23 protein-coding genes are annotated in these 25243 nt (G+C 73.1%); 16 read left to right on the top strand and 7 right to left on the bottom strand.

Features of this window, described 5'->3' with window-relative positions:
• Positions 1 to 40: 40 nt before the first annotated feature.
• The 3 genes from ACTMSW_RS10415 to ACTMSW_RS10425 all read left to right on the top strand — a co-directional run bounded on the left by ACTMSW_RS10415 (position 41) and on the right by ACTMSW_RS10425 (position 2953).
• Entirely contained in the window at positions 41 to 259 is a 219-nt protein-coding gene (locus ACTMSW_RS10415) for a DUF3039 domain-containing protein (RefSeq protein ID WP_357042512.1), read from the top strand.
• 40 nt (positions 260 to 299) lie between these two features.
• A complete protein-coding gene (locus ACTMSW_RS10420; RefSeq protein WP_441180340.1) occupies positions 300 to 941 on the top strand; it encodes a trimeric intracellular cation channel family protein in 642 nt (213 codons plus the stop codon).
• A gap of 278 nt (positions 942 to 1219) precedes the next feature.
• A complete protein-coding gene (locus tag ACTMSW_RS10425; RefSeq protein ID WP_441180341.1) occupies positions 1220 to 2953 on the top strand; it encodes a DEAD/DEAH box helicase in 1734 nt (577 codons plus the stop codon).
• A 167-nt stretch (positions 2954 to 3120) separates the two neighbouring features.
• Here ACTMSW_RS10425 and ACTMSW_RS10430 read toward each other — a convergent pair whose 3' ends face one another.
• The gene (locus tag ACTMSW_RS10430; RefSeq protein ID WP_089153815.1) at positions 3121 to 3354 is read right to left on the bottom strand and encodes a DUF7455 domain-containing protein; all 234 of its coding nucleotides are present in this window, start codon (positions 3352 to 3354) and stop codon (positions 3121 to 3123) included.
• 246 nt (positions 3355 to 3600) lie between these two features.
• A complete protein-coding gene (locus ACTMSW_RS10435; RefSeq protein WP_441180342.1) occupies positions 3601 to 5202 on the bottom strand; it encodes an RNA polymerase sigma factor in 1602 nt (533 codons plus the stop codon).
• Positions 5203 to 5489: 287 nt separating this feature from the next.
• On the opposite strand from ACTMSW_RS10435, the gene ACTMSW_RS10440 reads away from it, so the two are divergent.
• Positions 5490 to 6314: an inositol monophosphatase family protein gene (locus ACTMSW_RS10440; protein ID WP_441180343.1), complete on the top strand. Its 825-nt coding sequence runs from the start codon at positions 5490 to 5492 to the stop codon at positions 6312 to 6314.
• Between the two features lie 4 nt (positions 6315 to 6318).
• Here ACTMSW_RS10440 and ACTMSW_RS10445 read toward each other — a convergent pair whose 3' ends face one another.
• Complete coding sequence (locus ACTMSW_RS10445; RefSeq protein WP_441180629.1) at positions 6319 to 6834, bottom strand: LytR C-terminal domain-containing protein; 516 nt, start codon at positions 6832 to 6834, stop codon at positions 6319 to 6321.
• Between the two features lie 436 nt (positions 6835 to 7270).
• Between ACTMSW_RS10445 and ACTMSW_RS10450 the strand changes: the two genes are divergently transcribed.
• A complete protein-coding gene (locus ACTMSW_RS10450) occupies positions 7271 to 7567 on the top strand; it encodes a DUF4193 domain-containing protein (RefSeq protein ID WP_007075406.1) in 297 nt (98 codons plus the stop codon).
• A 142-nt stretch (positions 7568 to 7709) separates the two neighbouring features.
• Positions 7710 to 8546: a hypothetical protein gene (locus tag ACTMSW_RS10455; RefSeq protein WP_441180344.1), complete on the top strand. Its 837-nt coding sequence runs from the start codon at positions 7710 to 7712 to the stop codon at positions 8544 to 8546.
• A gap of 33 nt (positions 8547 to 8579) precedes the next feature.
• Here ACTMSW_RS10455 and ACTMSW_RS10460 read toward each other — a convergent pair whose 3' ends face one another.
• Positions 8580 to 9128, bottom strand: a complete 549-nt coding sequence (locus ACTMSW_RS10460) for a DUF3093 domain-containing protein (RefSeq protein ID WP_441180345.1) — start codon at positions 9126 to 9128, stop codon at positions 8580 to 8582.
• Between the two features lie 83 nt (positions 9129 to 9211).
• Here ACTMSW_RS10460 and dut point away from each other — a divergent pair, with 83 nt between their 5' ends.
• From dut to ACTMSW_RS10480, 4 genes are all read left to right on the top strand, one after another.
• Positions 9212 to 9757 carry a dUTP diphosphatase gene (gene dut / locus ACTMSW_RS10465; protein ID WP_441180346.1) on the top strand — a complete coding sequence of 182 codons (546 nt, stop codon included), beginning with the start codon at positions 9212 to 9214 and terminating at the stop codon, positions 9755 to 9757.
• Positions 9754 to 10422, top strand: a complete 669-nt coding sequence (locus ACTMSW_RS10470) for a DUF3710 domain-containing protein (protein ID WP_441180347.1) — start codon at positions 9754 to 9756, stop codon at positions 10420 to 10422. Before dut ends, ACTMSW_RS10470 begins: the two co-directional genes overlap by 4 nt.
• 130 nt (positions 10423 to 10552) lie before the next feature.
• Positions 10553 to 10933, top strand: coding sequence for an OB-fold nucleic acid binding domain-containing protein (locus ACTMSW_RS10475; protein WP_357034091.1), 381 nt, complete (start codon positions 10553 to 10555; stop codon positions 10931 to 10933).
• A 32-nt stretch (positions 10934 to 10965) separates the two neighbouring features.
• Entirely contained in the window at positions 10966 to 11643 is a 678-nt protein-coding gene (locus ACTMSW_RS10480; protein WP_441180348.1) for a DUF3159 domain-containing protein, read from the top strand.
• Between the two features lie 43 nt (positions 11644 to 11686).
• Here the strand turns inward: ACTMSW_RS10480 and ACTMSW_RS10485 are convergent, their stop codons facing one another.
• Complete coding sequence (locus tag ACTMSW_RS10485) at positions 11687 to 12376, bottom strand: potassium channel family protein (protein ID WP_441180349.1); 690 nt, start codon at positions 12374 to 12376, stop codon at positions 11687 to 11689.
• Positions 12377 to 12378: 2 nt separating this feature from the next.
• On the bottom strand, positions 12379 to 13044 hold the full coding sequence (locus ACTMSW_RS10490; RefSeq protein WP_441180350.1) for a potassium channel family protein: 666 nt from the start codon (positions 13042 to 13044) through the stop codon (positions 12379 to 12381).
• 160 nt (positions 13045 to 13204) lie between these two features.
• Here ACTMSW_RS10490 and ACTMSW_RS10495 point away from each other — a divergent pair, with 160 nt between their 5' ends.
• From ACTMSW_RS10495 to dxs, 4 genes are all read left to right on the top strand, one after another.
• Positions 13205 to 15262: an APC family permease gene (locus ACTMSW_RS10495; protein WP_441180351.1), complete on the top strand. Its 2058-nt coding sequence runs from the start codon at positions 13205 to 13207 to the stop codon at positions 15260 to 15262.
• A gap of 68 nt (positions 15263 to 15330) precedes the next feature.
• Entirely contained in the window at positions 15331 to 16563 is a 1233-nt protein-coding gene (locus tag ACTMSW_RS10500; RefSeq protein ID WP_441180630.1) for a class I SAM-dependent RNA methyltransferase, read from the top strand.
• Between the two features lie 133 nt (positions 16564 to 16696).
• Positions 16697 to 17869, top strand: coding sequence for an anhydro-N-acetylmuramic acid kinase (locus ACTMSW_RS10505; RefSeq protein WP_441180352.1), 1173 nt, complete (start codon positions 16697 to 16699; stop codon positions 17867 to 17869).
• A 69-nt stretch (positions 17870 to 17938) separates the two neighbouring features.
• Positions 17939 to 19897 (top strand): 1-deoxy-D-xylulose-5-phosphate synthase, encoded by a 1959-nt coding sequence (gene dxs, locus ACTMSW_RS10510; RefSeq protein ID WP_441180353.1) that lies wholly within the window; start codon positions 17939 to 17941, stop codon positions 19895 to 19897.
• Positions 19898 to 20000: 103 nt separating this feature from the next.
• On the opposite strand, the gene ACTMSW_RS10515 is transcribed toward dxs, so the two are convergent.
• Positions 20001 to 21191 (bottom strand): hypothetical protein, encoded by a 1191-nt coding sequence (locus tag ACTMSW_RS10515; protein ID WP_441180354.1) that lies wholly within the window; start codon positions 21189 to 21191, stop codon positions 20001 to 20003.
• A gap of 153 nt (positions 21192 to 21344) precedes the next feature.
• Between ACTMSW_RS10515 and ACTMSW_RS10520 the strand changes: the two genes are divergently transcribed.
• Positions 21345 to 23348: a hypothetical protein gene (locus tag ACTMSW_RS10520; protein ID WP_441180355.1), complete on the top strand. Its 2004-nt coding sequence runs from the start codon at positions 21345 to 21347 to the stop codon at positions 23346 to 23348.
• Positions 23348 to 25180, top strand: coding sequence for a hypothetical protein (locus ACTMSW_RS10525; protein WP_441180356.1), 1833 nt, complete (start codon positions 23348 to 23350; stop codon positions 25178 to 25180). Before ACTMSW_RS10520 ends, ACTMSW_RS10525 begins: the two co-directional genes overlap by 1 nt.
• Positions 25181 to 25243 lie beyond the last annotated feature (63 nt).

A 25243-nucleotide genomic window follows, 5' to 3' on the forward strand; every position in this document is an offset into this window, starting at 1 on the left:
GGGTGTTGACCTGCCAGACTTGACGGTCGGAGGTGCAGAAGTGAGCACAGAGGTTCTCGAGCGGCCGGAGCTGAAGGATGCGGACACCGGTCCGGAGATGTTCCATTACGTCCGCAAGGAGAAGATCGCCGAGAGTGCCGTCATGGGCACGTACGTCGTGGCGCTCTGTGGCGAGACCTTCCCGGTGACCAAGGCGGCCAAGCCGGGCTCGCCGGTCTGCCCGAAGTGCAAGGAGATCTACGAGTCACTGTCGGAGTGATCCGGGGCGGGCGGCTCGGCCGCCCGCGTAACCTGCGCCCGTGAACACCTCCACCGCCCTGCTCCTGGCCGACCTCACCGGGGTCGCGGTCTTCGCCGCCTCGGGGGCCTCCGCGGCGGTGGCCAAACGGCTCGACCTGTTCGGCGTCGTCTTCGTCGGCTTCGTGGCCGCCCTCGGCGGCGGGATCTTCCGGGACCTGGCCATCGACGAGGTCCCGCCCCTGGCGTTCGCCGACTGGCGGTACGCGGCGACCGCCGCCGTCACCGCCGCCGCCGTCTTCTGGCTCCACCCCCAGTTCGCCCGGCTGCGCACCACCGTGCTCGTGCTGGACGCGGCCGGCCTCGGCCTGTTCACCGTCACCGGCACCCTCAAGGCGCTCGACGCCCAGGTGCCGCCGGTCGGCGCCTGCGTGATCGGGATGCTCACCGCGATCGGCGGCGGTCTCGGACGGGACCTCCTCACCGCCGAGATCCCGGTGGTGCTGCGACGGGAGATCTACGCGGTGGCCGCGCTCGCCGGCTCGGTCCTGGTCGCGCTGCTGGACGCCCTCGGCCACGCCAACGCCGCCTGGCTGACGGCGGCGGCGGCCTTCGTCGTCGGCCTCCGCCTGATCTCGCTGCGCCGCCGCTGGTCCGCCCCGGTAGCCACCGCCCGCCCCCCAAGAACCAACACCCACCCCTAACCCCCGCCCCCCGGGTCCGCCCCCCGCCCCGCCCGCCGGGACTGCGATCTTGCAGTTTCGGTCGGGGCAAAAGCCGCTCTATGGGCCAATTCGGCGACCGAAAGTGCAAGATCGCGGGCGGGATGTGACCAGCGTGGCGTCGAGTGGGTTGTGGGAGCTCCGCTGGTTATGCTGAGTCGGCCTTCGCGGCATCTTCTGCGCGGAGGCGTTTTCATGGGCGGCGGCACCCGTGGCCCTCGGCCGGGGTCCGCTCGTAGGCGGTCGGAGAGGAGCTTCGCGTGGCGGCCCGCATGCCGGCGATCGAGACGTTCCCCGCCCTCCGTGCGTGGCAGCGCAAGGCGCTCGTGGAGTACCTCCGTCGCCGCGACCCCGACTTCACCGCGGTCGCCACCCCCGGGGCCGGCAAGACCACGTTCGCCCTGCGGATCGCCGCCGAGCTGCTGGCGGACGGCACCGTCGAGGCGGTCACCGTGGTCGCCCCCACCGAGCACCTGAAGACCCAGTGGGCCCAGTCGGCCGCCCGGGTCGGCATCCAGCTCGACGCCGCGTTCCGCAACGCCGACCTGCACTCCTCCGCCGACTTCCACGGCGCCGTCGTCACGTACGCGCAGGTGGGTATGGCCCCGCAGGTGCACCGGCGGCGTACCCTCACCCGTCGCACCCTGGTCATCCTGGACGAGATCCACCATGCCGGTGACTCCCGATCCTGGGGCGACGGGGTCAAGGCCGCCTTCGAGGGCGCCGAACGACGGTTGATGCTCACCGGTACGCCGTTCCGCTCCGACGACAACCCCATCCCGTTCGTCACCTACGAGCGGGGCGGCGACGGGTTGCTGCGCTCCCGCGCCGACTCCGTGTACGGGTACTCCGACGCCCTCCGCGACAACGTCGTCCGGCCGGTGCTGTTCCTCGCGTACTCGGGGGAGACCCGGTGGCGCACCAACGCCGGCGAGGAGCTGGCGGCGCGGCTGGGCGAGCCGATGACGCAGGACCTCGTGGCGCAGGCGTGGCGCACCGCGCTGGACCCGGCCGGGGACTGGATGCCGCAGGTGCTGCGCGCGGCCGACGCGCGGCTGACCGTCCTGCGCAAGGCCGGCATGCCGGACGCCGGTGGGCTGGTGATCGCGAGCGACCAGCAGACCGCCCGTTCGTACGCCAAGCTCATCGAGCAGGTGACCGGTGAGCGGGCCGCGGTGGTGCTCTCCGACGACGTGGGCGCGTCCGCGCGGATCGCGTCGTTCGCGGAGTCCGACCAGCGCTGGATGGTCGCGGTCCGGATGGTGTCCGAGGGCGTCGACATCCCCCGCCTGGCCGTCGGCGTGTACGCGACCAGCGCCAGCACCCCGCTCTACTTCGCCCAGGCGATCGGCCGGTTCGTCCGCGCCCGGCGCCCCGGCGAGACCGCCTCGGTGTTCCTGCCCAGCGTGCCCCACCTGCTCGGGCTGGCCAGCGAGATGGAGGCCGAGCGCGACCACGTGCTGGGCAAGCCCAAGGACCGCGAGGGCTTCGACGACGACCTGCTGGAACGGGCCCAGCGTGACGACCAGGCCAGCGGCGAGCTGGAGAAGCGCTTCGCGGCACTTTCCGCCACCGCCGAGCTGGACCAGGTCATCTTCGACGGCGCCTCATTCGGCACGGCGGCCCAGGCCGGCACCCCCGAGGAGGAGGAGTACCTCGGCCTGCCCGGTCTCCTCACCGCCGACCAGGTCTCGCTCCTGCTCACCAAGCGGCAGGCCGAGCAACTGGCCGCCCAACGTCGTCGTGCCGCCTCCAGGGCCGCTGAGCCGGCCGCTACGGCCCCCGCCGCGCCTCCGGCACCAATGAGTGCCGCCCAGCGTCGGGTGGCGCTACGTCGCCAGCTGAACGCCCTGGTGGCCGCCCGGCACCACCGTACGGGCCAGCCGCACGGCAAGATCCACGCCGAGCTGCGTCGGATCTGTGGCGGCCCGCCGAGCGCCCAGGCGACCATCGAGCAGCTCGAAGAGCGCATCGCCACCGTCCAGACCCTCTGACCCCGGGTGCAAGGAAGGGCCCCTTGTTAACGCTTGCCGTTAAGAAGGGGCCCTTCCTCTACCGCAGGCGTTAACCGGGGGCCCTTCCTTACATGCGCGGGATGCGAAAAAAGCCGGCCGGAGGCGCCCTTTCGGGTGCCTCCGGCCGGCTATGTCGGGTTACTGGGTCAGTTCGCCATCAGATCGGCGCCACGCCAGCTGAACTCCGGGTCGGACGCGTAGCGCACGGTGATCTTCACGAGATCCTCCGCGTACTTGTTCGCGTGGTGTCCACAGAACACCAGCTCACTCCCACCCGAGAGGGTGATCCGGAGCTTGCCGGCGGCGTTGCAGCGGTCGCACCGTTCATCGGCGGCCGGGGGGCTCACCGTCTCGGGCGGCGGCGTGAGGGTCGGGGTCATCGCCTTCCTCCTCTGGTCGTCACCGATGAACACTCTCTTCGGTCGTTGCTCACCTATCGTGCAACACCCAGGTCGGGCGCTGCCTTCCCTGTGTGCCCGCGGGGGACCGAGGTCACACATGGCACCGGACAGTGTGCCGTGCACCAAGGGTGCCACGTCAACGATCACAATCGTGCATCCATGTGATCACCATCAGACGTTGCACGCCAAGTGTCCAAAACGACACGCTCAGTTGACGGCCGGGGCTCAGTCCAGGTAGTCCCGGAGAACCTGCGACCGCGACGGGTGGCGCAGCTTCGACATCGTCTTGGACTCGATCTGGCGGATGCGCTCCCGGGTCACCCCGTACACCTGGCCAATCTCGTCCAGCGTCCGGGGCTGGCCGTCGGTCAGACCGAAACGCAGGCGGACCACGCCGGCCTCCCGCTCGGAGAGCGTCTGCAGCACCTGCTGGAGCTGGTCCTGCAGGAGCGAGAAGGACACCGCGTCGACGGCGACGACGGCCTCCGAGTCCTCGATGAAGTCGCCGAGCTGGCTGTCGCCCTCGTCGCCGATGGTCTGGTCCAGCGAGATGGGCTCCCGAGCGTACTGCTGGATCTCCAGCACCTTCTCGGGTGTGATGTCCATCTCCTTGGCCAGCTCCTCCGGGGTGGGCTCGCGGCCCAGGTCCTGGAGCAGCTCGCGCTGGATCCGGCCGAGCTTGTTGATCACCTCGACCATGTGCACCGGGATACGGATGGTGCGGGCCTGGTCGGCCATGGCGCGGGTGATGGCCTGGCGGATCCACCAGGTGGCGTACGTGGAGAACTTGTAGCCCTTGGTGTAGTCGAACTTCTCGACGGCGCGGATGAGGCCGAGGTTGCCCTCCTGGATCAGGTCCAGGAATGCCATGCCGCGACCCGTGTAGCGCTTGGCCAGCGACACGACGAGCCGCAGGTTGGCCTCGAGCAGGTGGTTCTTGGCGCGCTCGCCGTCCCGGGAGATCCACCCGAGGTCGCGGACCATCTCGCGGCTGAGCTTCTCCTCGCCCTCCTCGGAGGCGCGCAGCCGCTCGGCGGCGTACAGGCCGGCCTCGATCCGCTTGGCGAGCTCGACCTCCTGCTCGGCGTTGAGCAGCGGAACCTTGCCGATCTGCTTCAGGTACGCCCGGACGGAGTCGGCGGACGCGGTCAGCTCGGCGTCCCGCCGGGCCTGCTTGAGGGCCTCGGACTCCTCGTCGTCCCACTCGAAGTCGTTGTCGGTGGCCGAGCTGGCCGCGTCGGCCTCGGCGGCCCGGGTCAGCTCCGCGGGCTCCTCGACCACGACGTCCTCGATCTCGGCGGCCAACTGCTCCGGATCGATGTCGCCCTCGGCACCCTCGCCGCCCTCGGCCTTGCCGCCCGCCTTCGCGGTACCGGCGGCGGCCACCGTGGCCTTGGTGGCCCGGGTCGCCTTCTTGGCCGGCGCGGCGGCCTTGGCGGCCACCTCGGCGGTGGTGCCCGCGGCCTTGCGCGGGGCGGCCTTGCGCGGGGCCGGGGCCGGCGCCTCCTCGGCGGCCGGCGCCTGCTTCGGCGCGGGCGCGGCGGCCTTCTTGGTGGTCTTGGCCGTGGTCGCCCGGGACGCCGGGGTGGCGGAGCGGGCGGCCGCGACGCGACGGCGGGTGCTGGCGGAGCCGTCCACCACGACGGTCACCCCCGCCTCGGAGAGCGCCCGCAGGATCTTCTTGGCCTGGGCCGGAGTCACCTCGGCGGACTCGACGGTGCGCGCGAGCTGAGCCGACGTGAGCTGGCCGCCGGCGCTCTGCGCGTGGGCGATCAGGGTGTCGGTGAGCGAGCGAACGTCGGCGCCGTTCTGGCGGGGTTCTGTCACGAATGACCTTCCGGAGGCGAAGAGCGGGCACGGCCGGGTCGTCCGGCGTGGCGCGGAGCGCGGTGCCGGGCGATGTCGTTGAGGGGCCCCCGTGTCCCGGTCCCGCCGGTCGCTGGCGGCCCGTGGCGCGTGGGCAGGGTGAATTGTAACGCCGTCTGCGGCGATCATCCTGCGGCGCACGGCGTACCGGCGGCGGGGACCGCCGATTCGGCGCAGATGTGGACTTTGTAAGGATGATAGCGCGCGCGATCCGCAACACCCCGGACGTGCGGGAAGGGGACCGACGAATGGATCGCTCGACACCGGCGCCGCAGGAGCTGCTGGAGATCGCCGTCGATGTGGCACGGGACGCCGCGGCGACCGCGTACCGCATGCGGGCCGAGGGAGTCTCGGTGGCCGCGACGAAGAGCACGGTCACCGACGTGGTGACCGCCGCCGACCGGGCGGTGGAACGGCAGGTGATCGACGCGCTGCGCAGGCTCCGGCCCGGCGACGCCGTGCTCGGCGAGGAGTTCGGCGCGGGCGAGGCCGCCGGCCCGTCCGGCCCCGGCGCCGTACGGTGGATCGTCGACCCGATCGACGGCACCGTGAACTACCTGTACGGCCTGCCGCACTCCGCGGTCTCGCTGGCCGCCGAGGTCGACGGCAGGGTGGTCGCCGGGGTGGTGCGCAACGTCAGCACCGGGGACGAGTGGACGGCCACGGTCGGCGGGGGCGCCTGGCGTGCCGGTGAGCGGTTGCGGTGCTCCACCGAGACCGACCTCGGTCAGGCGCTCGTGGCCACCGGCTTCGGGTACGACCCGCGGCGCCGGGCGCACCAGGCGCGCGTGGTGGCCGAACTGATCACGCAGGTGCGGGACATCCGGCGACTCGGCGCCGCCGCGATCGACCTCTGCTACGCGGCGGAGGGCCGGGTGGACGCCTACTACGAGAAGGGGCTCGCCGCCTGGGACCTCGCGGCGGGCGGCCTGGTGGCGAGTGAGGCCGGGCTGCGGGTGGACGGCCTGCGGGGTGTGGCCGCCGGACCGGACATGGTGGTGGCCGCCCCGCCGGCCCTGTTCGAGCCCCTGCACGCCCGCCTCGCCGACCTCGACGCCTCCGGCGGCCCCTGACCGGTCAGCCCTTCGCGGGGCCCGGGCAGGAGCCGGGCGGCGCGACCGGCGAGCCAAGGTCACCGAGGGACTGGTTGACCTCGGTGGTGGTGGCGAGCTGCTGGAAGGACGCGCCCAGCACCACGTCGACGATGTCGTCCTTGCGCTTCGGGTCGTACTCGTACTCGGCGTTGTCCAGGAAGTAGGCGCGCAGCAGGTGTGCGGAGCCGACGCCCTTCGGGCCGTACCGGAGCACGGCGATCTCGTCGATCTTCTTCTTCTGGTCGGCGACCTTCTTCACCTGGAACTTGCGGTTACGGAAGTCGTCCGCGACGTCGGCGGCGCGGCCGATCTGGTCGCTGCCGTTGAAGACGTTGATCTTGACGTCCTTCTGCTCGCGCAGTGCCACGTCGGCGACCGGCCAACCCTCGGGGCAGCCACCGGCGACCCCCGCGTCGCTCTGGGTGTCGCGGACCAGGGCGACGACCACGAAGACCAGCGCCACCACCGCCAGCAGACCGACGACAACGAGTGCTCGCACTCGCGCAAAGCTCATCAGGGCGCTCCCCGGACAGAGGTGTGGCGGCGGCCGTCGGTGCGGTCGGGCCGCCCCGCCGGCCGTCGGAGTACGCCGCTGAGGTTAACGGTTGTCCGGCGGTCGCGTGGAAACAGCCGGACATGCCGGCGCGCCATCCGGGAACCGGGTACTACTACCCCTATCTTCGTGTCGCCTGAGTCACATTGGGAACAACTTCGCGTGCGGGGGCGTACATCTCAGCCACGAGGGCGGTATACATGCCACGCCCAACGGGGGGGTAAGGTACCGCGCTCGCTGGAGGAGTTTCTTCTGGCGGCTCCGAACCGGCCTCGGTCGGGTCGGGTGACCGACACAAGTGTTGGCCGGCCAGCGGAACCGAAACAGCGTCGTCCGGCGTTACAACCGGAAGCGACAACATCGATATGGGAGAGTGAAACCGATGGCCACCGACTACGACGCCCCGCGTCGCGACGAGGTCGACCTCGGCGAGGACAGCCTGGAAGAGCTCAAGGCCCGGCGCGTCGACTCACAGTCGGGCGCCGTGGACGTCGACGAGGCCGAGGTGGCTGAGAGCTTCGAGCTGCCCGGTGCCGATCTGGCCGACGAGGAACTCACAGTCAAGGTTCTGCCGATGCAGCAGGACGAGTTCCGCTGTGCTCGCTGCTTCCTGGTGCACCACCGCAGCCAGCTCGCGGTCGAACGCAACGGCGAGCTGATCTGCCGCGAGTGCGTCTGACGCCGTACGAGGAACGACACGGGCGGCGGCTCCCACGGCGGGGCCGCCGCTTGCTCCGCTCGCCGTGCGCCGCACCGGGGGACCTGCTTGACTCGTGACGGGCCACCGTCGCGTCGGCGGCGGGCCACGAAAGGGCGTACCGATGAGCGAGCGGAGCGAGCCGGACGGTCGGCTCGGAGCGGAGCGGACGCGCGTCGAGGGCGGCACTGACGACGCCGGAGCCACCGAGGACCTGGGTGCGACGGTCGCGGCACTGACCGCCGACGACATCGCGCCCGGACGCCGCCGGCAGTTGCTCGGCCGGATGGTGGCGCAGGCCCGCGCGCGCGGCGTGTCCGACCTGTTCAAGCCGAAGGCCGCCGTGCGCTGGATGGTGGACACGGTCGCCGAGATCGCCCCGCACGTGCCCGTCCGCGACCTCGCGACGCTGCGGCGGCACTTCCCCGACCTGGACGGCGAGGACCTCGCCGACCGGCTGGTGCGCAACGCCGCGCGGGCGACAGCCGGTGTCGGCGCCGCCGGCGGGGGCGTCGCGGCGGTCGAGTGGGCCGTCGCACCGACCCTGCTCTCCGCGCCGGTGCTGCTGGCCGCCGAGACGGTCGCGGTGGTCGCGATCGAACTCAAGCTGATCGGCGAGCTGCACGAGGTCTACCGCGTCCCGCTGCCGCCCGGGGGCACGCCGCGCGCGGTCGCGCTGGTGCAGTCGTGGGCCACCCAGCGGGGCATCAACCCGATGATGCCCGGCGTCGGGGTCAGCGCGGTGCTCGGCACCGCCGCCCGCAAGGAACTGCGGGACACCCTCCTCAAGCGCTTCGGCCGCAACCTGACCACGCTCGGGCCGTTCCTCACCGGGGCCGCCGTCGCGAGCTACCTCAACCGGCGGGCCACCTACACGACGGCCGACCAGCTCCGGTCCGACCTGCGCCGCAAGGGCGTGACCCGGCCCGGCGGCCCGGCGGCCCTGCCCACGTCACCCTGACCACGGACCTCTCCCGCCCGGGCCCGAGCGCCGTCAGGCGGGTTCGGCGACGCCGGTGCGGGATCCGGTGTCCGTACCGGCGGCGGCGCCGGCACGGGCCGCGTCGCGCGCGGCGAGCAGCGACTCGGCCAGCTCGACCGGCCGTCGCGAGCTGACCACCCAGAATGGCGTGGGGTCGGCCGGGTCGTCCAGCACGACCTGCACGGCGCCGGGCACCCACGGCCGCTGCACGATGAAGGCCAGCGGGTCCGACCCGACGCCCAGCACCTCGCGCCGACCCACGGCGTCCAGCGGGATCGCGTCCGCGACGAACCGGACCGGCAGGCGGGCGTCGTCCACCCGCAGCTCGCCGTCGGCGACGGCGATCCGGATCCGGCCCAGCCACACCAGGCCGGCCACGGTCGCCGGCAGCAGCACCGCGAAGGGCAGCCAGGCCCGCATCCCGGGTGCGCCCATCCAGATCTCGGCGGCGAGCAGTGCGGCGACCGCCAGGCCGAACAGCCACAGCCACCAGGGCAGGCCGAGCCGCTCGGAGTGCGCGGCGGACGGCGCCGGGGACGACGAGGAGGGCGACAGGCTCACAGTCCGAGGGTACGGCGCACGACGGCCCGGGTACCGGGCAGGATGGCAGGGTCACCCCGCGAAACGGACGGAAGAGGGGAACCGTGACCGACGTCGTACCCGTACCCGTACGGCAGCTCGACCCGGAGCTGCCGCTGCCGGCGTACGCCCATCCCGGCGACGCCGGTGCCGACCTGGTGGCCGCGACGGACGTCGAGCTGCCCCCCGGCGGTCGGGCGCTGGTCCCGACCGGCGTGGCGATCGCCCTCCCCGAGGGGTACGTGGGGCTGGTGCACCCGCGCTCCGGGCTGGCGGCGAGGCTCGGCGTGACCGTGCTCAACGCGCCCGGTACGGTCGACGCCGGCTACCGGGGTGAGATTCTGGTCAACCTGATCAACCATGATCGGGAGGTGCCGGCGAGGATCTCCCGTGGCGACCGCATCGCACAGCTCGTTGTGCAGCGGGTGGCCCGCGCGGATTTCCAGCCGGTGGCCGAGCTGCCCGGGTCCCGGCGCGGTACGGGCGGGCACGGCTCCACCGGCGGGCACGCCGGTCTGGTACCGCCCCCGCCCGGTCCGGACGACCGGGCGGTCGAGCAGGACGGAAGAGGTGGCACGGTGAGTGTGAACAGCGGAGGGTGGGCGCAGTGATCTTCTCCCGAAAGCGGGCCGGTTCCGGACGGCACGCGCGTGACGAGGGGGCCGCGGAGGTCCTCGACTCCACCGATCTGGAGGCGACGCCGACGCGTGGTCCCTACGACGTGTCCGAGGCGCCCGAGGGGGTGCAGCGGCTCGACCTGGGCAGCCTCCAGATCCCCGCGGTCCCCGACGTCGAGGTCCGGGTCCAGGCCGACCAGGAGGGCGTGATCCAGCAGGTCGTGCTCGTGCACGGCGACAACGCCCTTCAGCTCGGCGTCTTCGCGGCGCCCCGTACCGAGGGTATCTGGGACGAGGTGCGCGAGGAGATCCGCAAGTCGCTGTTCGCCGACGGCGCCGCCGCGCAGGAGGCTCAGGGGGAGTACGGCACCGAGCTGCACGCCCGGGTGCGTACCCCCGACGGCCTGACCGACCTGCGCTTCGTCGGCATCGACGGCCCGCGCTGGATGGTTCGCGGCGTCTACCAGGGCCGGGCGGCCACCGACCCGTCCGCCGCCGGCCCGCTCGCGGAGTGCCTCGACGGTCTCGTGGTCGACCGCGGCCAGGAGGCCAAGCCGGTGCGCGAGCCGCTGCCGCTGCGGCTGCCCCGCGAGGTGGCCGACCAGGCGGCCGGTGCCGCCCCGGACGGCGCGCCCGCCCCCGCTGCCCGCGAGGCCTGACCGCCTCCTCGGCCGGACGGCCGGGACCGGCCCTGTCGGCGTACGCTGGCGGGACGGTCCCGGCGTCGTCGGGTCCGCAAGCCAGTGCCGGCGGAGCGCCGGTCAGCGTGGAGAGGGTGACGCGGAGGTCATGACGACCGACGAGCGCCAGAGTTCACTGCGACGGATGCTGCGCCGGCTCACCGCCAGCGAGGCGGAGATCGAGGCGCAGGAGCTGCGCAGGGAGAGCGCCGAGCACGGATGCCCGCCCGCTCAGCAGTGCATGCGGGGCCAGGTGGTCTCGGTGGCCGGACGGCTCCGCACGGTGGTCTACACGCCCCGGACGAACCTGCCGACGCTGGAGGCGGACCTCTACGACGGCAGTGACGTGGTCACCCTGGTGTGGCTGGGCCGGCGGCACATCACCGGCATCGAGCCCGGACGTCACCTGACCGCCCGTGGGCGGATGGCCGTACGGGACGATCGCAAGGTCATCTACAACCCGTACTACGAGCTGGAACCGCCGAGGTGAAGCCCCCGGGTGCGGCGGACGGAAGGCAGGGCATGACGACGGGACAGCACCGCTCGGCGCAGCCGGACCTCGGGCCGGTGGAGGAGGAGCCGCTCCCCACCCTCGCCGAGCAGATGGCCGAGCAGTTGGGCGGCTGGCGGGGGCTGGTGGAATCCAGCATCCCGGTGGTCGTCTTCGTGGTGGCGAACATCCTCGGTGACCTTCGCCCCGCCGTCATCGCCTCGATCGCGGTCGCGCTCGCGATCGCCGTGCTGCGGCTGGCCCAGCGCCGGCCGGTCCGGCACGCGGTCAACGGTCTCTTCGGCGTGGCCATCGGCGCCGCGATCGCCTGGCGTACCGGTGACGAACGCGACTTCTACCTTCCGGGCATCCTCTACGGCATCGGCTACGGGGTGGCCCTGCTGATCTCGGCGGCGATCCGGCAGCCCCTGGTGGGCTGGCTCTGGTCGGTGCTGGTCGCCAAGGGCAAGTCGGAGTGGCGGGACGACCCACGCCTGGTGCGTACCTTCACCCGGCTGACCGTCCTCTGGGGCGTGGTGTGGCTGGCCAAGGTCGGCGTCCAGGCGGGGCTATACCTCGCTCACCAGGACACCGCGCTCGGTGTGGCCCGGTTGGTGCTGGGCTACCCGCCGTACGCGCTGCTGCTGCTGATCACGGTCTGGACCGTCCGTCGGGTCACCCGGGAGACGGCGCCGGTGTCCGGCGCCTGAGCCGGCGCCGCGGGCCGGCGGGCCCGCCGGCCGGCCCGGGGTGTCAGCGGGACCCGCGGGTCCGTTCCACGCTGTCCGGGCCGAGCACGACCGCGCGGACCTCGTCCTCCACCTCGGCGGTGCAGACGAAGATCAGCTCGTCGCCGGCCTCGAGCGGGTCGTCCGGGCTGGGCACCAGGACCCGCTTGCCGCGCAGGATCGCCACCAGGGCGGAGTCGCGCGGCAGGGGCACCGCGTGCAGGGCCTGGCCCACGTACGGTGCGGTGGGCGGGAGGGTGATCTCGACGAGGTTCGCCTCGCCCTGCCGGAAGGTCATCAGCCGGACCAGGTCCCCGACGGTGACCGCCTCCTCGACCAGGGCCGCCATGACGCGGGGCTTGCTCACCGCGACGTCCACGCCCCACTGCTCGGTGAAGAGCCACTCGTTCTCGGCCCGGTTGACCCGCGCCACCACCCGGGGCACCGCGAACTCGGTCTTGGCCAGCAGCGACACCACCAGGTTCACCTTGTCGTCGCCGGTGGCCGCGACGACCACGTCGCAGCCGGCGACGTTCGCCTCCTCGAGGCTGGTCAGCTCGCACGCGTCGGCGAGCACCCACTCGGCGGCGGGCACCCGGTCCGGGCGGAGCATCCGGGGCTGCCGCTCGATCAGCATCACCTGGTGGCCGTTCTCGATCAGCTCCTGGGCGATCGAGCGACCCACGTTGCCGGCGCCGGCGATGGCGATCCGCATGCTCAGTGCCCTCCTTCCGGCGGCGTCGCCGCCACCGACGTGACCGACGCCACGATGTCGTCGGTGACCAGCATGAAGATCTGGTCGCCCTCCTGGACGACGGTGGACACCGTGGGCAGCGTGCCGATGCCGAAGCGGATCAGGTACGCCACCCGCGCGCCGCTCGACGCCTCCAACGCGCGCACCGACCGGCCGATCCACTCCTTGTGCACCGGCACCTCGACGATCGACACGGTGCTGGTCGGATCGCGGAAGATCTCGACGTTGCCCTCGGGGACGAGGTGGCGCAGCATCCGGTCGGCGGTCCACCGGACGGTGGCCACGGTGGGAATGCCGAGCCGCTCGTACACCTGCGCACGGCGCTGGTCGTAGATGCGGGCGGCCACGCGGGAGACGCCGAACGTCTCCCGGGCCAGCCGGGCGGAGATGATGTTGGAGTTGTCGCCGCTGGAGACGGCCGCGAAGGCGTCGGCGCGCTCGATGCCGGCCTGCCGCAGCACCTCGCCGTCGAACCCGGCGCCGGTCACCGTGATGCCCGCGAAGTCGGGGCCGAGCCGCCGGAACGCGTCGGAGTCCTGGTCGATCACCGCCACCGAGTGCCCCCGGGACTCCAGGCTCTGGGCGAGCGTCGAACCCACCCGGCCACAGCCCATGATCACGACGTGCACCGCGTCCCCTCCTCACCGGCCCGCACCGCGTGCGTCACCCCGACAGCGAGCCTGCCACGTTTCCCCGCGCGGGCGCGGCCCGACGGTACTCCGGCCGTACACCCCGTCGTGATCGGCCACCCCGGCGGTCCCGGCGGCGATGGTCGTACGCTTGGCCGTTGTGGCCAGACCCACCTCGCTGCTGAAGCGGCTGCTCCTCGGTCGACCGTTCCGGTCCGACCGCCTCCAGCACACCCTCCTGCCGAAGCGCGTCGCGCTTCCCGTCTTCGCGTCCGACGCCCTGTCGAGCGTCGCGTACGCGCCGGACGAGATCCTGCTGACGCTGTCCATCGCCGGCGCGTCGGCGTACTTCTTCTCGCCGTGGATCGCGCTCGCGGTCGTCGTGGTGATGCTCACGGTGGTGGCCAGCTACCGGCAGAACGTGCACGCCTACCCCTCCGGCGGCGGCGACTACGAGGTGGCCACGGTCAACCTGGGGCCGCGGGCCGGTGTCGCGGTGGCCAGTGCGCTGCTGGTGGACTACGTGCTGACCGTCGCGGTGTCCGTCTCCGCGGGGGTGGCCAACCTCGGCTCCGTGGTGCCCTTCGTGGCCACCCACAAGGTCCTGATCGCGGTCATCGCGGTGGCGACGCTCACCGCGCTGAACCTGCGCGGCCTGCGGGAGTCGGGCAACCTGTTCGCGATCCCCACCTACGGCTTCGTCATCGTCATCGGCGGCATGCTGCTGACCGGCCTGATCCGGATCTTCGTGTTCGGCGAGGACCTGCGCGCGCCGAGCGCCGACCTGGTGATCCAGGCCGAGCACAGCGTCACCGGATTCGCCCTGATCTTCCTGCTGCTGCGCACGTTCTCCTCCGGCTGCGCGGCACTGACCGGCGTGGAGGCGATCTCGAACGGCGTACCGGCGTTCAAGGCCCCGAAGAGCCGCAACGCGGCCACCACGCTCCTGCTGCTGGGCGCCATCGCGGTCAGCATGCTGGTCGGCATCATCTGGCTGTCCCGGCTGACCGGGCTCCAGTTCGTCGAGGACCCGGACCTCCAGATCGTCTCCGGCCCCGAGGGGTACGTGCAGAAGACCGTCACCACCCAGCTCGGCGAGACGGTGTTCGGGTCCGGCTCGGTGCTGCTCTTCGTGGTGGCCGGCGCGACCGCGCTGATCCTGTTCCTGGCGGCGAACACCGCGTTCAACGGGTTCCCGGTGCTCGGTTCGATCCTGGCCCAGGACCGCTACCTGCCCCGGCAGCTGCACACCCGCGGTGACCGGCTGGCCTTCTCCAACGGCATCCTCTTCCTCGCCGTCTTCGCGATCGTGCTGATCGTCGGCTTCCAGGCCGAGGTGACGCGGCTCATCCAGCTCTACATCGTCGGTGTCTTCGTCTCGTTCACGCTCTCCCAGGCCGGGATGATCCGGCACTGGAACCGGCACCTGAAGACTGAGCGCGACCCGCTGGCCCGCCGCCGGATGGTCCGCTCCCGGGCGATCAACACGTTCGGCATGGTGATGACCGGTACCGTGCTGATCATCGTGCTGGTGACGAAGTTCCTCCTCGGCGCCTGGATCGCCATCGCCGCGATGGCGATGATCTACGCGCTGATGCTCGCCATCCGACGGCACTACGACCAGGTCGCCGTGGAACTCACCCCGGACGAGGGACGCCCGGTGCTGCCGGCCCGCAACCACGCGGTCGTGCTGGTCAGCAAGCTGCACCAGCCGACCCTGCGGGCACTGGCGTACGCCAAGGCCACCCGGCCCGACACACTCACGGCGGTGACGGTCAACGTGGACGACAAGGACACCCGGCAGTTGCAGTCCGAGTGGGAACGGCGCGGCGTCCCGATCCCGCTGACCGTGGTCGACTCGCCGTACCGGGAGATCACCCGGCCGATCCTCAACTTCGTGGCCGGCGTCCGTCGGGAGTCGCCGCGCGACGTGGTCACCGTCTTCATTCCCGAGTACGTGGTCGGGCGTTGGTGGGAGAACCTGTTGCACAACCAGAGCGCACTGCGCCTCAAGGGGCGGCTGCTGTTCGAACCGGGCGTGATGGTGACCAGCGTGCCGTGGCAGCTCGCCTCCACCGCCGGCAAGAACCTGGACCGGCTGGACGCCACGCTGAGCCAGGGCCCACCCCGCGGCCCCCGGGTGGTTCCGCGGAGCACCCCACCGCCGGTCGTCTCCGCTCGCCCCGGCGAGCGCGGCAGGGACGGGGACCGCCCGTGAGCGAGCGTGGGAAGCGAACCAGCCGGCACCTCAGCGTGGTGCCGAGCGCCACCGCCGAGCGCCGCGAGGTGGCCCCCGGACGCGGGCTGGAGGAGGCCGAGCGGGTCGAGCTGACCGTCGACGCGGTCGCCCCCGGCGGCCACTGCGTCGCACGGGTCGACGGGCAGGTCGTCTTCGTTCGGCACGCGCTACCCGGCGAGCGGGTCGTCGCCGAGGTGACCGAGCTGCACCGGGGCTTCGCCCGGGCCGACGCGGTGACCGTGCTCCAGGCCGCACCGGACCGCGTCGAGCCGCCCTGCCCGTACGCCAAGCCGGGCCGCTGCGGCGGCTGCGACCTCCAGCACGTCGCCCCCGCCGCGCAGCTGGACTGGAAGACGGCCGTGGTCCGCGAGCAGCTGACCCGCCTGGCGAAGCTGACCGACGCCGAGTGCGACGCCCTGGGCGTGCGGGTCGAGGCACTGCCCGGCGGCCTGCTGGGCTGGCGTTCCCGGATCCGGTACGCCGTCGACGGCGTGGGCCGGGCCGGGCTGCTCAAGCACCGCTCGCACGAGGTGGTGCCCATCGACCGTTGCCTGATCGCCCACCCGGCGATCCAGGAGCTGCCGGTGCTCGCACCCGGCGGGGCCCGGTGGCCGGACGCGGACGCCGTCGAGACGGTCGCCTCCACCGGGGGCGACGTGACCGTCACCGCGTACGCCGAGGGCGTGCCGACGACCGTGAGCGGCCCGGAGCGGGTCCGCGAGCGGGCCGCCGGCCGGGAGTGGGCGCTGCCCACGTCGTCGTTCTGGCAGGTGCACCCGGCTGCCGCGGACACGCTCGTCGGCGCGGTGCTGGAGCAGCTCGACCCGCGGCCCGGAGAGCGCGCCTGGGACCTCTACGGCGGGGCCGGACTCTTCGCCGCGGCGCTCGCCGCGCGGGTCGGCGACACCGGCCGGGTCACCCTCGTGGAGTCCGCCGAGCAGGGCGTCACCGCCGCCCGGGACAACCTGGCCGACCTGCCGCACGTGGAGATCGTCGCCGCCCGGGTGGAGACCGCGCTGGCCCGCCGACGGATCACCGGCCCGGTCGACGTGGTGGTGCTCGACCCGCCCCGCTCCGGCGCGGGCGCCCCGGTGGTGCGGGACGTCGTCGCCGCCGGGCCCCGCGCGGTCGCGTACGTGGCCTGCGACCCGGCCGCCTTCGCCCGGGACGTGCACACGTTCACCGGCCTGGGCTGGCGGCTCGCCGCGCTGCGCGGCTTCGACCTGTTCCCGATGACCCAGCACGTGGAGCTGGTCGGACTGCTCCTGCCACCGGCCTAGACGTCGGCCGGCGGCCCGGATGCGCTGCCGCCGGTCCGGATGTGCTCCGCCGGCCTGGATGTGCTCCGGCGGCCTGGATGTTAAGAAGGGACCCTTCCTCTACCGCAGGCGTTAACGGGGGGCCCTTCCTTTCATGAAGATCGTCGGGTTGATGTCGGGGACGTCGTACGACGCGGTGGACGTGGTCGCCGCCGAGTTCACCGTCGAGGGGGACACGCTGTGGTTGCGCCCGCTGGGGCACCGCAGCCTGGACCACGACGAGGAACTGCGTGGGGAGATCGGAGCGGTGCTGCCCCCGGCCGCCACGACGGTCGAGGCCGTCTGCCGCCTGGACAACCGCCTCGGCGCGGTCTTCGCCGAGGCCGCGGCGGTCGGGGTCGAGCTGGCCGGGGGTGCCGTCGACGCGGTGGTCTCGCCCGGCCAGACGGTCTTCCACTGGGTCGACGACGGGGTCGTCCGGGGCACCCTGCAACTCGGGTCGGTGGCCCGGGTGGCCGCCCGGGTCGGCGTACCGGTGCTCGGTGACCTGCGCGCGGCGGACGTCGCCGCCGGCGGTCAGGGTGCCCCGCTGGTGCCGGCCTTCGACGCCCTGCTGCTGGCACCGGAGGCCGGTGACGCGGCGCCCCGGGCGGCGCTCAACCTGGGCGGTATCGCCAACATCACCGTGGTCGCGCCGCACGCTCCCGTGCTCGGGTACGACGTCGGGCCGGCCAACGCGCTGCTCGACGCCGCCGCCCGCCGCTTCCTCGACCGGCCCTGCGACGTCGACGGGGCCGTGGCGGCGGCCGGACGGGTGCACCCGGGCCTGCTGCGCCTGCTGCTCGCCGAGCCCTACTACGCGGCGCCACCGCCGAAGTCGACCGGCAAGGAGCTGTTCCACGGCGGCTACCTGGACGACCGGCTCGCCGCCCTGGGGGAGCCGGTGCCGGTCGAGGACCTGCTGGCCACGCTGACCGTCCTCACCGCCACGACGGTGGCCGCCGAGTGCGCCCGCCACGAGGTCACCGAGGTCGTCGCCGCCGGCGGCGGCGTGCGCAACCCCACACTGATGTCGCGGTTGGCCGAGCTGGCCGCCGGTCGCTGGCGGCTGCGCACCACCGACGAGCTGGGCGTGCCCACCCAGGCCAAGGAGGCGTACGCGTTCGCCCTGCTGGGCTGGCTGTCCTGGCACGGGCTGCCCGGCGCGCTGCCGTCGGTGACCGGCGCCGCCCGGGCCGCCGTGCTGGGGTCGTGGACCCCGGCCGGACCGGCGTACCGGGGCGGGCCAGCCGTCGCGCCGCCCCGCCGCCTGCGGGTACGGGCCTGACCAGCCGCTCAGAGCCCGCATGTCCGGGCCGGGCTGCGGACCGTGCGGCGGCCGATAGACTCTTCCGTCATGAGTGTTGAAGAGGGCACGGTCCACCACACCGGGCTGCTGGCCACCGTCCGTGGCCCGCAGGACGTCAAGCGGATGTCGGTCGAGCAGGTCGGCATCCTCGCGGCCGAGATCCGTGACTTCCTGGTCGCCAAGGTTTCCCGCACCGGCGGGCACATCGGCCCGAACCTGGGTGTGGTGGAGCTGACGCTGGCCCTGCACCGGGTCTTCGACTCCCCCCGGGACCGGCTGCTCTTCGACACCGGTCACCAGGCGTACGTGCACAAGATCGTCACCGGTCGGCAGGTCGGCTTCGACAAGCTCAAGCAGCGCGGTGGCCTCTCCGGTTACCCCAGCCAGGCCGAGAGCGAGCACGACCTGATCGAGAACTCGCACGCCTCCACGGCCCTGTCGTACGCCGACGGTCTGGCCAAGGCGTACGCGCTGCGCGGCGAGCAGCGCAGCGTCGTCGCGGTGGTCGGCGACGGTGCGCTGACCGGCGGCATGTGCTGGGAGGCGCTGAACAACATCGCCACCGCCGGCAATCCGCTCGTGATCGTGGTGAACGACAACGGCCGGTCGTACGCGCCGACCATCGGCGGGCTCGCCGACCACCTCTCCTTCCTGCGGCTCAACCCGGGCTACGAGAAGGTGCTCGACACCGTCAAGGACGCCCTCGGCTCCACCCCGCTGGTCGGCAAGCCGATGTACGAGGTGCTGCACGCGGTCAAGAAGGGCATCAAGGACGCGGTCGCCCCGCAGGCGATGTTCGAGGACCTCGGCATCAAGTACGTGGGCCCGGTCGACGGCCACGACGTCGTCGCGGTCGAGTCGGCGCTGCGGGCGGCGAAGAACTTCGGCGGCCCGGTGATCGTGCACGCGGTGACCCGCAAGGGGTACGGCTACCGCCCGGCCGAGGAGGACGAGGCGGACTGCTTCCACGGGCCGGGTGCCTTCGACATCGCCACCGGCAAGTCCACCGCCGCGCCGTCGGTCAAGTGGACCAACGTCTTCGCCGACGAGCTGGTCGCGATCGCCGACGAGCGGCCCGACGTCGTCGGCATCACCGCCGCGATGGCCGAGCCCACCGGCATCGTCAAGCTGGCCCGCAAGTACCCCGAGCGGGTGTACGACGTGGGCATCGCCGAGCAGCACGCCGCCACCTCCGCGGCGGGACTGGCGCTCGGCGGGCTGCACCCCGTCGTGGCGGTCTACGCGACCTTCCTCAACCGGGCGTTCGACCAGGTCCTGCTGGACGTGGCGATGCACAAGCTGCCGGTGACCTTCGTCCTGGACCGGGCCGGCATCACCGGCCCGGACGGGCCGAGCCACTACGGCATGTGGGACATGTCCGTCTTCGGCGTGGTGCCCGGCCTGCGGATCGCCGCCCCCCGCGACGCCGCCACGCTCCGCGAGGAGCTGCGCGAGGCGGTCGCCGTGGACGACGCCCCGACCATCGTCCGCTTCCCGACCGGAGCGGTCGCCGCCGACCTGCCGGCCGTACGCCGGGTCGGCCCGGTCGACGTGCTGACCGAGTCCGCGCGTACCGACGTGCTGCTGGTCGCCGTCGGTGCCTTCGGCAAGCTGGGCATGGAGGTGGCCACCCGGGTCGCCGAGCAGGGCTACGGGGTCACCGTGGTGGACCCGCGCTGGGTCCGGCCGGTCCCGGCCGAGCTGGTCGAGCTGGCCGCCGGGCACCGCCTCGTGGTGAGCGTCGAGGACGGTGTCCGGGTCGGCGGTGTCGGTTCGGCCCTCGCGCAGGCCATGCGCGACGCCGACGTGCGGGTGCCGCTCAAGGACCTGGGCGTACCGGCCGACTGGCACCCGCACGGCAGCCGCGCGCAGATCCTGGCCGACCTCGGCCTGACGGCGCAGGACGTGGCCCGCGACGTCACGGGCTGGATCTCCGGCCTGGACGCCGAGCAGGTGGAGCCCGTAGCAACCACCCCCACCACCAAGAACGCCCCCGCCCAAAACTGACCACCCACCCCACCCCCCCGCTCTGATACAGAGAAAGAGTGGCTATCCGCGTCGGAATAGCCACTCTTTCTCTGTATCGGCGTGAACGTGCGGGGGAGGGGGGTCAGCCGCCGGCGGAGCGGTAGTGGGTCTCGTCGGCGGAGGCCAGGCTGAACGTCTCGCGCTTCTCGGGCCAGTCGAGCACCACCAGGCCGGGGCGGTCGACCAGCTTGGTGGTGCCCGGCGGGACGGACAGCGAGCTGTCCCGCGTCGCCCGCCAGCTCAGCACCAACAGCTTCCGCTCGCCCACCGGCAGCAGGTACGACTGGAGGGGATCGACGCGGTCCGCCCGTGACACCGCGGCGGCGCCCCCGCCGGCCGGGCGGTGGACCACCGCGGTCATCGTCCCGTCGGCGGTCTCCCAGCTCAGCTGCTCCAGCTCGGCCGGTGCGCCGCCGCCGAGGGCGAGTTCGCCGACGGTGCGGACGGCGATCTTCGCCATCGGCCAGGACGACGGCACCGACTCGGCGACGTCCCGGTCCCCGACGCGCCGCAGGATGCTGCCGAACGGACCCCGGTCGTCGGCCAGCGCGCAGGTGTCCAGATCGGTGAGGGCCCGCCGACCGGAGCCCGACTCGTCCCGTACCAGCGGGTAGCGCGGTGCGGCGGTGGCCGTACCGAGGTCGAGCAGCCGGTCTGCGGCCCGGCCCCGGGGCAGCGACTCGGTGGCCCGCAGCGTCGCGGTCAGCGGCACGGCGCGGCAGGGCGGTACGGCGACCGGGGTGGTGAGACCGTCGGTCTGCGCCACCGGTCGGCCGTCCGGGCCGAGCAGCCGTTCCACCCGGGAGGAGACCAGGTAGCGACGCTCCCCGGCGGCCCACACCGGGAGCACGTCGGCGTAGACCAGGTAGCCGGGGTCGGTGTACTCGGTGGCGTGGGTGACCGCCCACCGGCCGTCCCGGTTGCCGACCTGCAACAGCCAGGAGGCCTTCTCGCCGGGCACGTCGGCGGCGACCAGGGCCAGCGGGGCCCCGCCGACCTCGCCGGACCAGAGGATCCCCGACGTGGGCAGGTGGGCCCGGTCGTCGACCGGGGACCGCCACGTCCGCACCGCGTCGGTGACGTTCCTGGTCACCTCGTCGTCGTCGGTGAGCGTGCCGCGCGGCGGCCACACCGCCAGGGAACCGTCGAGACTGTCGTAGCCGACGCGCAGGTCGCGCGGCTGACGGTCGGCGACCGGCCCGCAGGCGGTCACGGTCAGCAGCAGGGCCAGCAGAGCGGTGACCGTTGTGCCAGGCCGGCGGGCTGGAACCACCTGGTACGTCCCCTCGATCGCCTCGGCGTCGTTGACGAAAGCGCCATACTACGCAACGCCGGGTGACCGTCGACATTCAGGCACCACGCCGTCCACACCGGACGCGCCGGGGGCTTTGGTGCCTTTTGGCCCCTCGGGTAGACTCCGCCGACTGTGACGCCTGCCGAGACCCGCGCCGAGTCCTCGCCGGAATCCGTCGCCGCCACGGACTCCGCGTCCGCCCTGGCCACCGGCGCCGGGAGCGACGGCGCAACGACGCAACGGCGTACATCCTCGGCCGGCCCGGCCCCCACCGCCGCACCGGCGGCGCCCGCCCTCGACGGCGCCACCGCCGCGGCCACAGCCGAGACCGGAACGACGGCGGACACGCTCGGCGGCCCCGGCCGCGTCCCGGTCGGCACGCGGCTCCGCCGGTTCGTCCGGGGAACCCGGCGGCGGCAGGATCTCACCGTCCTCGGTGTCTTCCTGCTCGCCGCGGTCTGGGTGACCAGCCAGCACTGGGCCGACCCGTCCGGCCGGGTGGCGGCGCTCTACAGCAGCGACCCGGCGCAGGTGCAGTTCTTCCTCGCCCACTCGGTACGGGTGGTGCTGCACGGCGAGTTCCCGTTCTTCACCGAGCAGTTCAACTACCCCGACGGGGTCAACCTGATGGCCAACACGGCCATCCTGGCGCTGGGCATCCCGATGGTGCCGGTGACGCTGCTCTTCGGCCCGGCGGTGACGTTCGTGCTGCTGGTGACGCTGGCACTGGCCGGCACCGCGACGGCCTGGTACGTCGTCCTGTCCCGGAACGTGGTGCGCAGTCCGCTCGCGGCGGCCGTGGGAGGCTGGTTCTGCGGATTCTCGCCGGCGATGCTCGCGCACGCCAACTGGCATCCGAACATCATCTCCCAGTTCCTGCTGCCGTTCATCGTGTGGCGCGTACTCGTGATCACCCGGTCCCGTCGGCCGTACGCGGACGGTGCGCTGCTGGCCCTGCTGGTGACCGTCCAGGCGTTCATCAACGAGGAGATCCTGCTCTTCACCGCGCTGGCCTGCGGGGTCTTCCTGATCGCCGTGGTCGTCCAGCGGCCCGCGATGTGGTCGGCCGCCTGGCGTCCGCTCGGCAAGGCGCTGGCCACCTGCACGCTGTTCGCCGGAGCGCTGCTGGCGTACCCGCTCTACATCCAGTTCGCCGGGCCCATGGCGTACCACGGGCTCAGCGACGCGGTCCGCAACTACGGCAACGACATCGCCGCCTTCTTCGCCCCCGGCTCTCCGACGCTGGGCGGCAACGAGCGGGCCAACGTCAACCTGGCGCCGAACTACTCCGAGGAGAATGCCTTCTTCGGTTGGAGCCTCTCCCTGGTCGCCGTGGGCATCGTGGTCTGGCTGCGCCGGGAACCGCTGGTCCGGGCGCTGGCCGCGACCGGGGCGTTCTTCGCCGTGCTCTCGCTCGGCGAGCGGATCTCCTGGTGGGACCGGGACCTGTTCACCGGGCCGTGGGAATGGCTGGTGCGGCTGCCGCTGCTCGACGCGGTGGTGCCGACCCGCTTCGGGTTGATCACCACGGTGGTCGTCGGGCTGCTGCTGGCGTACGCGGTCGAGCGGTCCCGGACGCTGCCGGTGCCGCCGTCCACCCTGCGGTCGCTGACCGTCGCCGGGCTGACCCTCGTGCTGCTGCCGATCGCGCCGATGCCCCTCGCGGTGACGTCCCGCCCGGCGGTGCCGGCCTTCATCACCGCCGACCGTTGGCGTGGCTACGTCGGGCCGGACCAGACGCTGGTGCCGATCCCGGTGCCGAGCATGGGCAACACGCACGGTATGCGCTGGGCCGCCTCGACCAACCTCGACTTCAAGATCCCCGGGGGCTACTTCCTCGCTCCGCGCAACGGCAACACCGGCGACCCGGGTCGCTTCGGCGGACGGCCCAGCGGGATGGGACAGCTGCTGGAGGAGGTCGCCACGACGGGGCGTACCCCGCAGCTGGACGACCGGCAGCGCCGGCGGTCCCTGGACGAGCTGCGGCACTGGCGGGCGGCGATCCTCGTGCTGCCGGTCGGGCAGCACCAGGTCGAGCCGCTGCGGCGTACCGTCGACCAGCTGGTCGGCCCCGGCCGCCGGGAGCTGGACGTCTGGGTCTGGGACGTCCGGGCGCTGACCGACCCACCGGCCTGATGGCCCCCGCGACGCCCGCCTCCGACGCGCCGCCCGCCTCCGATGCGCCGCCCGCCCCCACCGAGCCGCCCGCTCGGGACCGGGAGCCGGCCCGCCGTCTCCGCCGGGCCACGGCGTGCACCCGGGACGCGCTGGTCGTGGCCGGGTACGTCGGCCTGGCGGTGCTGCTCACCTCCGGTCAGTGGGGTCGTGGGGACCGGATGTTCCACCAGGCCGGGGACCAGATCCTCTTCGAGTGGATGCTGGCCGGTGCGGCCCGCGCGGTGGTCGACCTCGACAACCCCCTGTACAGCGCGGCGCTGAACGCCCCGGACGGGGTGAACCTGATGGCCAACACCTCGGTGCTCGGCCTCGGTGTGCCGCTGACCCCGGTGACCCTGCTCCTCGGCTCGCAGGCCGCGTTCCTGGTGGCCGTCGTCGCGTGCCTGGCCGGCACCGCCACCGCCTGGTACGTCCTGCTGCGCCGCCGGCTCGTCGACTCCCGGGTCGCGGCGGCCGTCGGCGGTCTCGTCTGCGGCTTCGCCCCCGGGATGGTGGCCCAGGCCGGGGCGCACCTGCACATGGCCGCGCAGTTCCTGGTGCCGCCGATCCTGGCGCTGGTGTTCCGCCCCGACAGCGGCCGGGTGGTGCGGCACGGGGTGCTGCTCGGTCTTCTGGTGGCGTACCAGGTGTTCCTCGGCGAGGAGGTGCTGCTCTTCCTGGCGCTCGCCGCGGGTGTGTTCGCCCTGGCGTACGCCGCGGCCGATCCGGGGACCGTCCGTCGTCGGGCACCCGCCCTGCTCGGCCGCGTCGGCGTCGGCGCGGCGGTGGCGGCGCCGCTGCTGGCGTACCCCCTCTGGTTCCAGTTTTTCGGCCCCGGCCACTACCGGGGCATGCCGTTCCACGCCTACGGCTACCAGTTGGACCTGGCGTCGTTCACCGCCTCGGCCCGGCAGACGGTGCTCGGCGACAGCTACGTCCCCGGCCTGCTCGCCCCGAATGCCACCGAGGAGAACTCGTTCTTCGGTCCGGGGTTGCTGATCCTCGCCGTGGTGGTCGTGATCTGGCTGCGCCGCCGGCCGCTGGTCCGCGCGCTCGCCGTCTGCGGCGCGCTCTTCGCGCTGCTCTCGCTCGGTGCGCGGGTACGCCTGGACGGCGCTCCCACGTCGGTTCCGGGCCCGTACCGGCTGTTGGGGGAGTTGCCGCTGCTCGACCTCGCGGTCCCGGCCCGACTGGTCCTGGTGTGCGTTCCGGTGCTGGGCATCCTGGTGGCGCTGTCCCTGGACCGGGTCCGGGCGGCCACCGCCGGCGCGTCCCCCGGCGTGCCGGTGCGGTTGCTGTGGGGTGGTGCGGTGGCCGCCGCGCTGCTCCCGCTGACCCCCACCCCGATCCGTACCGTGCCGGTGTGGCCGGTGCCGGCGCCCGTCGCCGACGGCCGCTGGCGGGAGTACGTCCCGCCGGGCCGGACGGTCGTCGCGGTTCCCCCGGTGACCGGGGCGGGGGAGAGCCCGGCGATGTTCTGGTCGGCGCGGACCGGGCTGGCGTTCCGCGCCCCGGGCGGCTACTTCATCGGGCCGAGCGCCCCGGACGACCCGACCGCCCGGTGGGGTGCCCCGGACCGGCCCACCGCCGCGCTGCTGCGCCGGGTCGCGGAGACCGGTGAGGTGCCCGTCGTCACCGACGCTGATCGCCGGGCCGCCGTCGAGGACCTGCGGCACTGGCGCGCCGCGGTCGTCGTCCAGGGTGGACTGCACCTCGGCCATCCGGTCCGGCGTACGGTCGACGCGCTGCTCGGGCCGGGTCGGCCGGTGGACGGCGCGTGGGTGTGGGACGTCCGCCCGCTGGTGGGCTGACCGCTCGGCCGGAGGCCGACGGTGTTGTTAAGAAGGGCCCCCTGCTCTACCGCAGGCGTTAAG

It is taken from the genome of Micromonospora sp. BQ11, assembly GCF_052068135.1.
Classification (GTDB): domain Bacteria; phylum Actinomycetota; class Actinomycetes; order Mycobacteriales; family Micromonosporaceae; genus Micromonospora.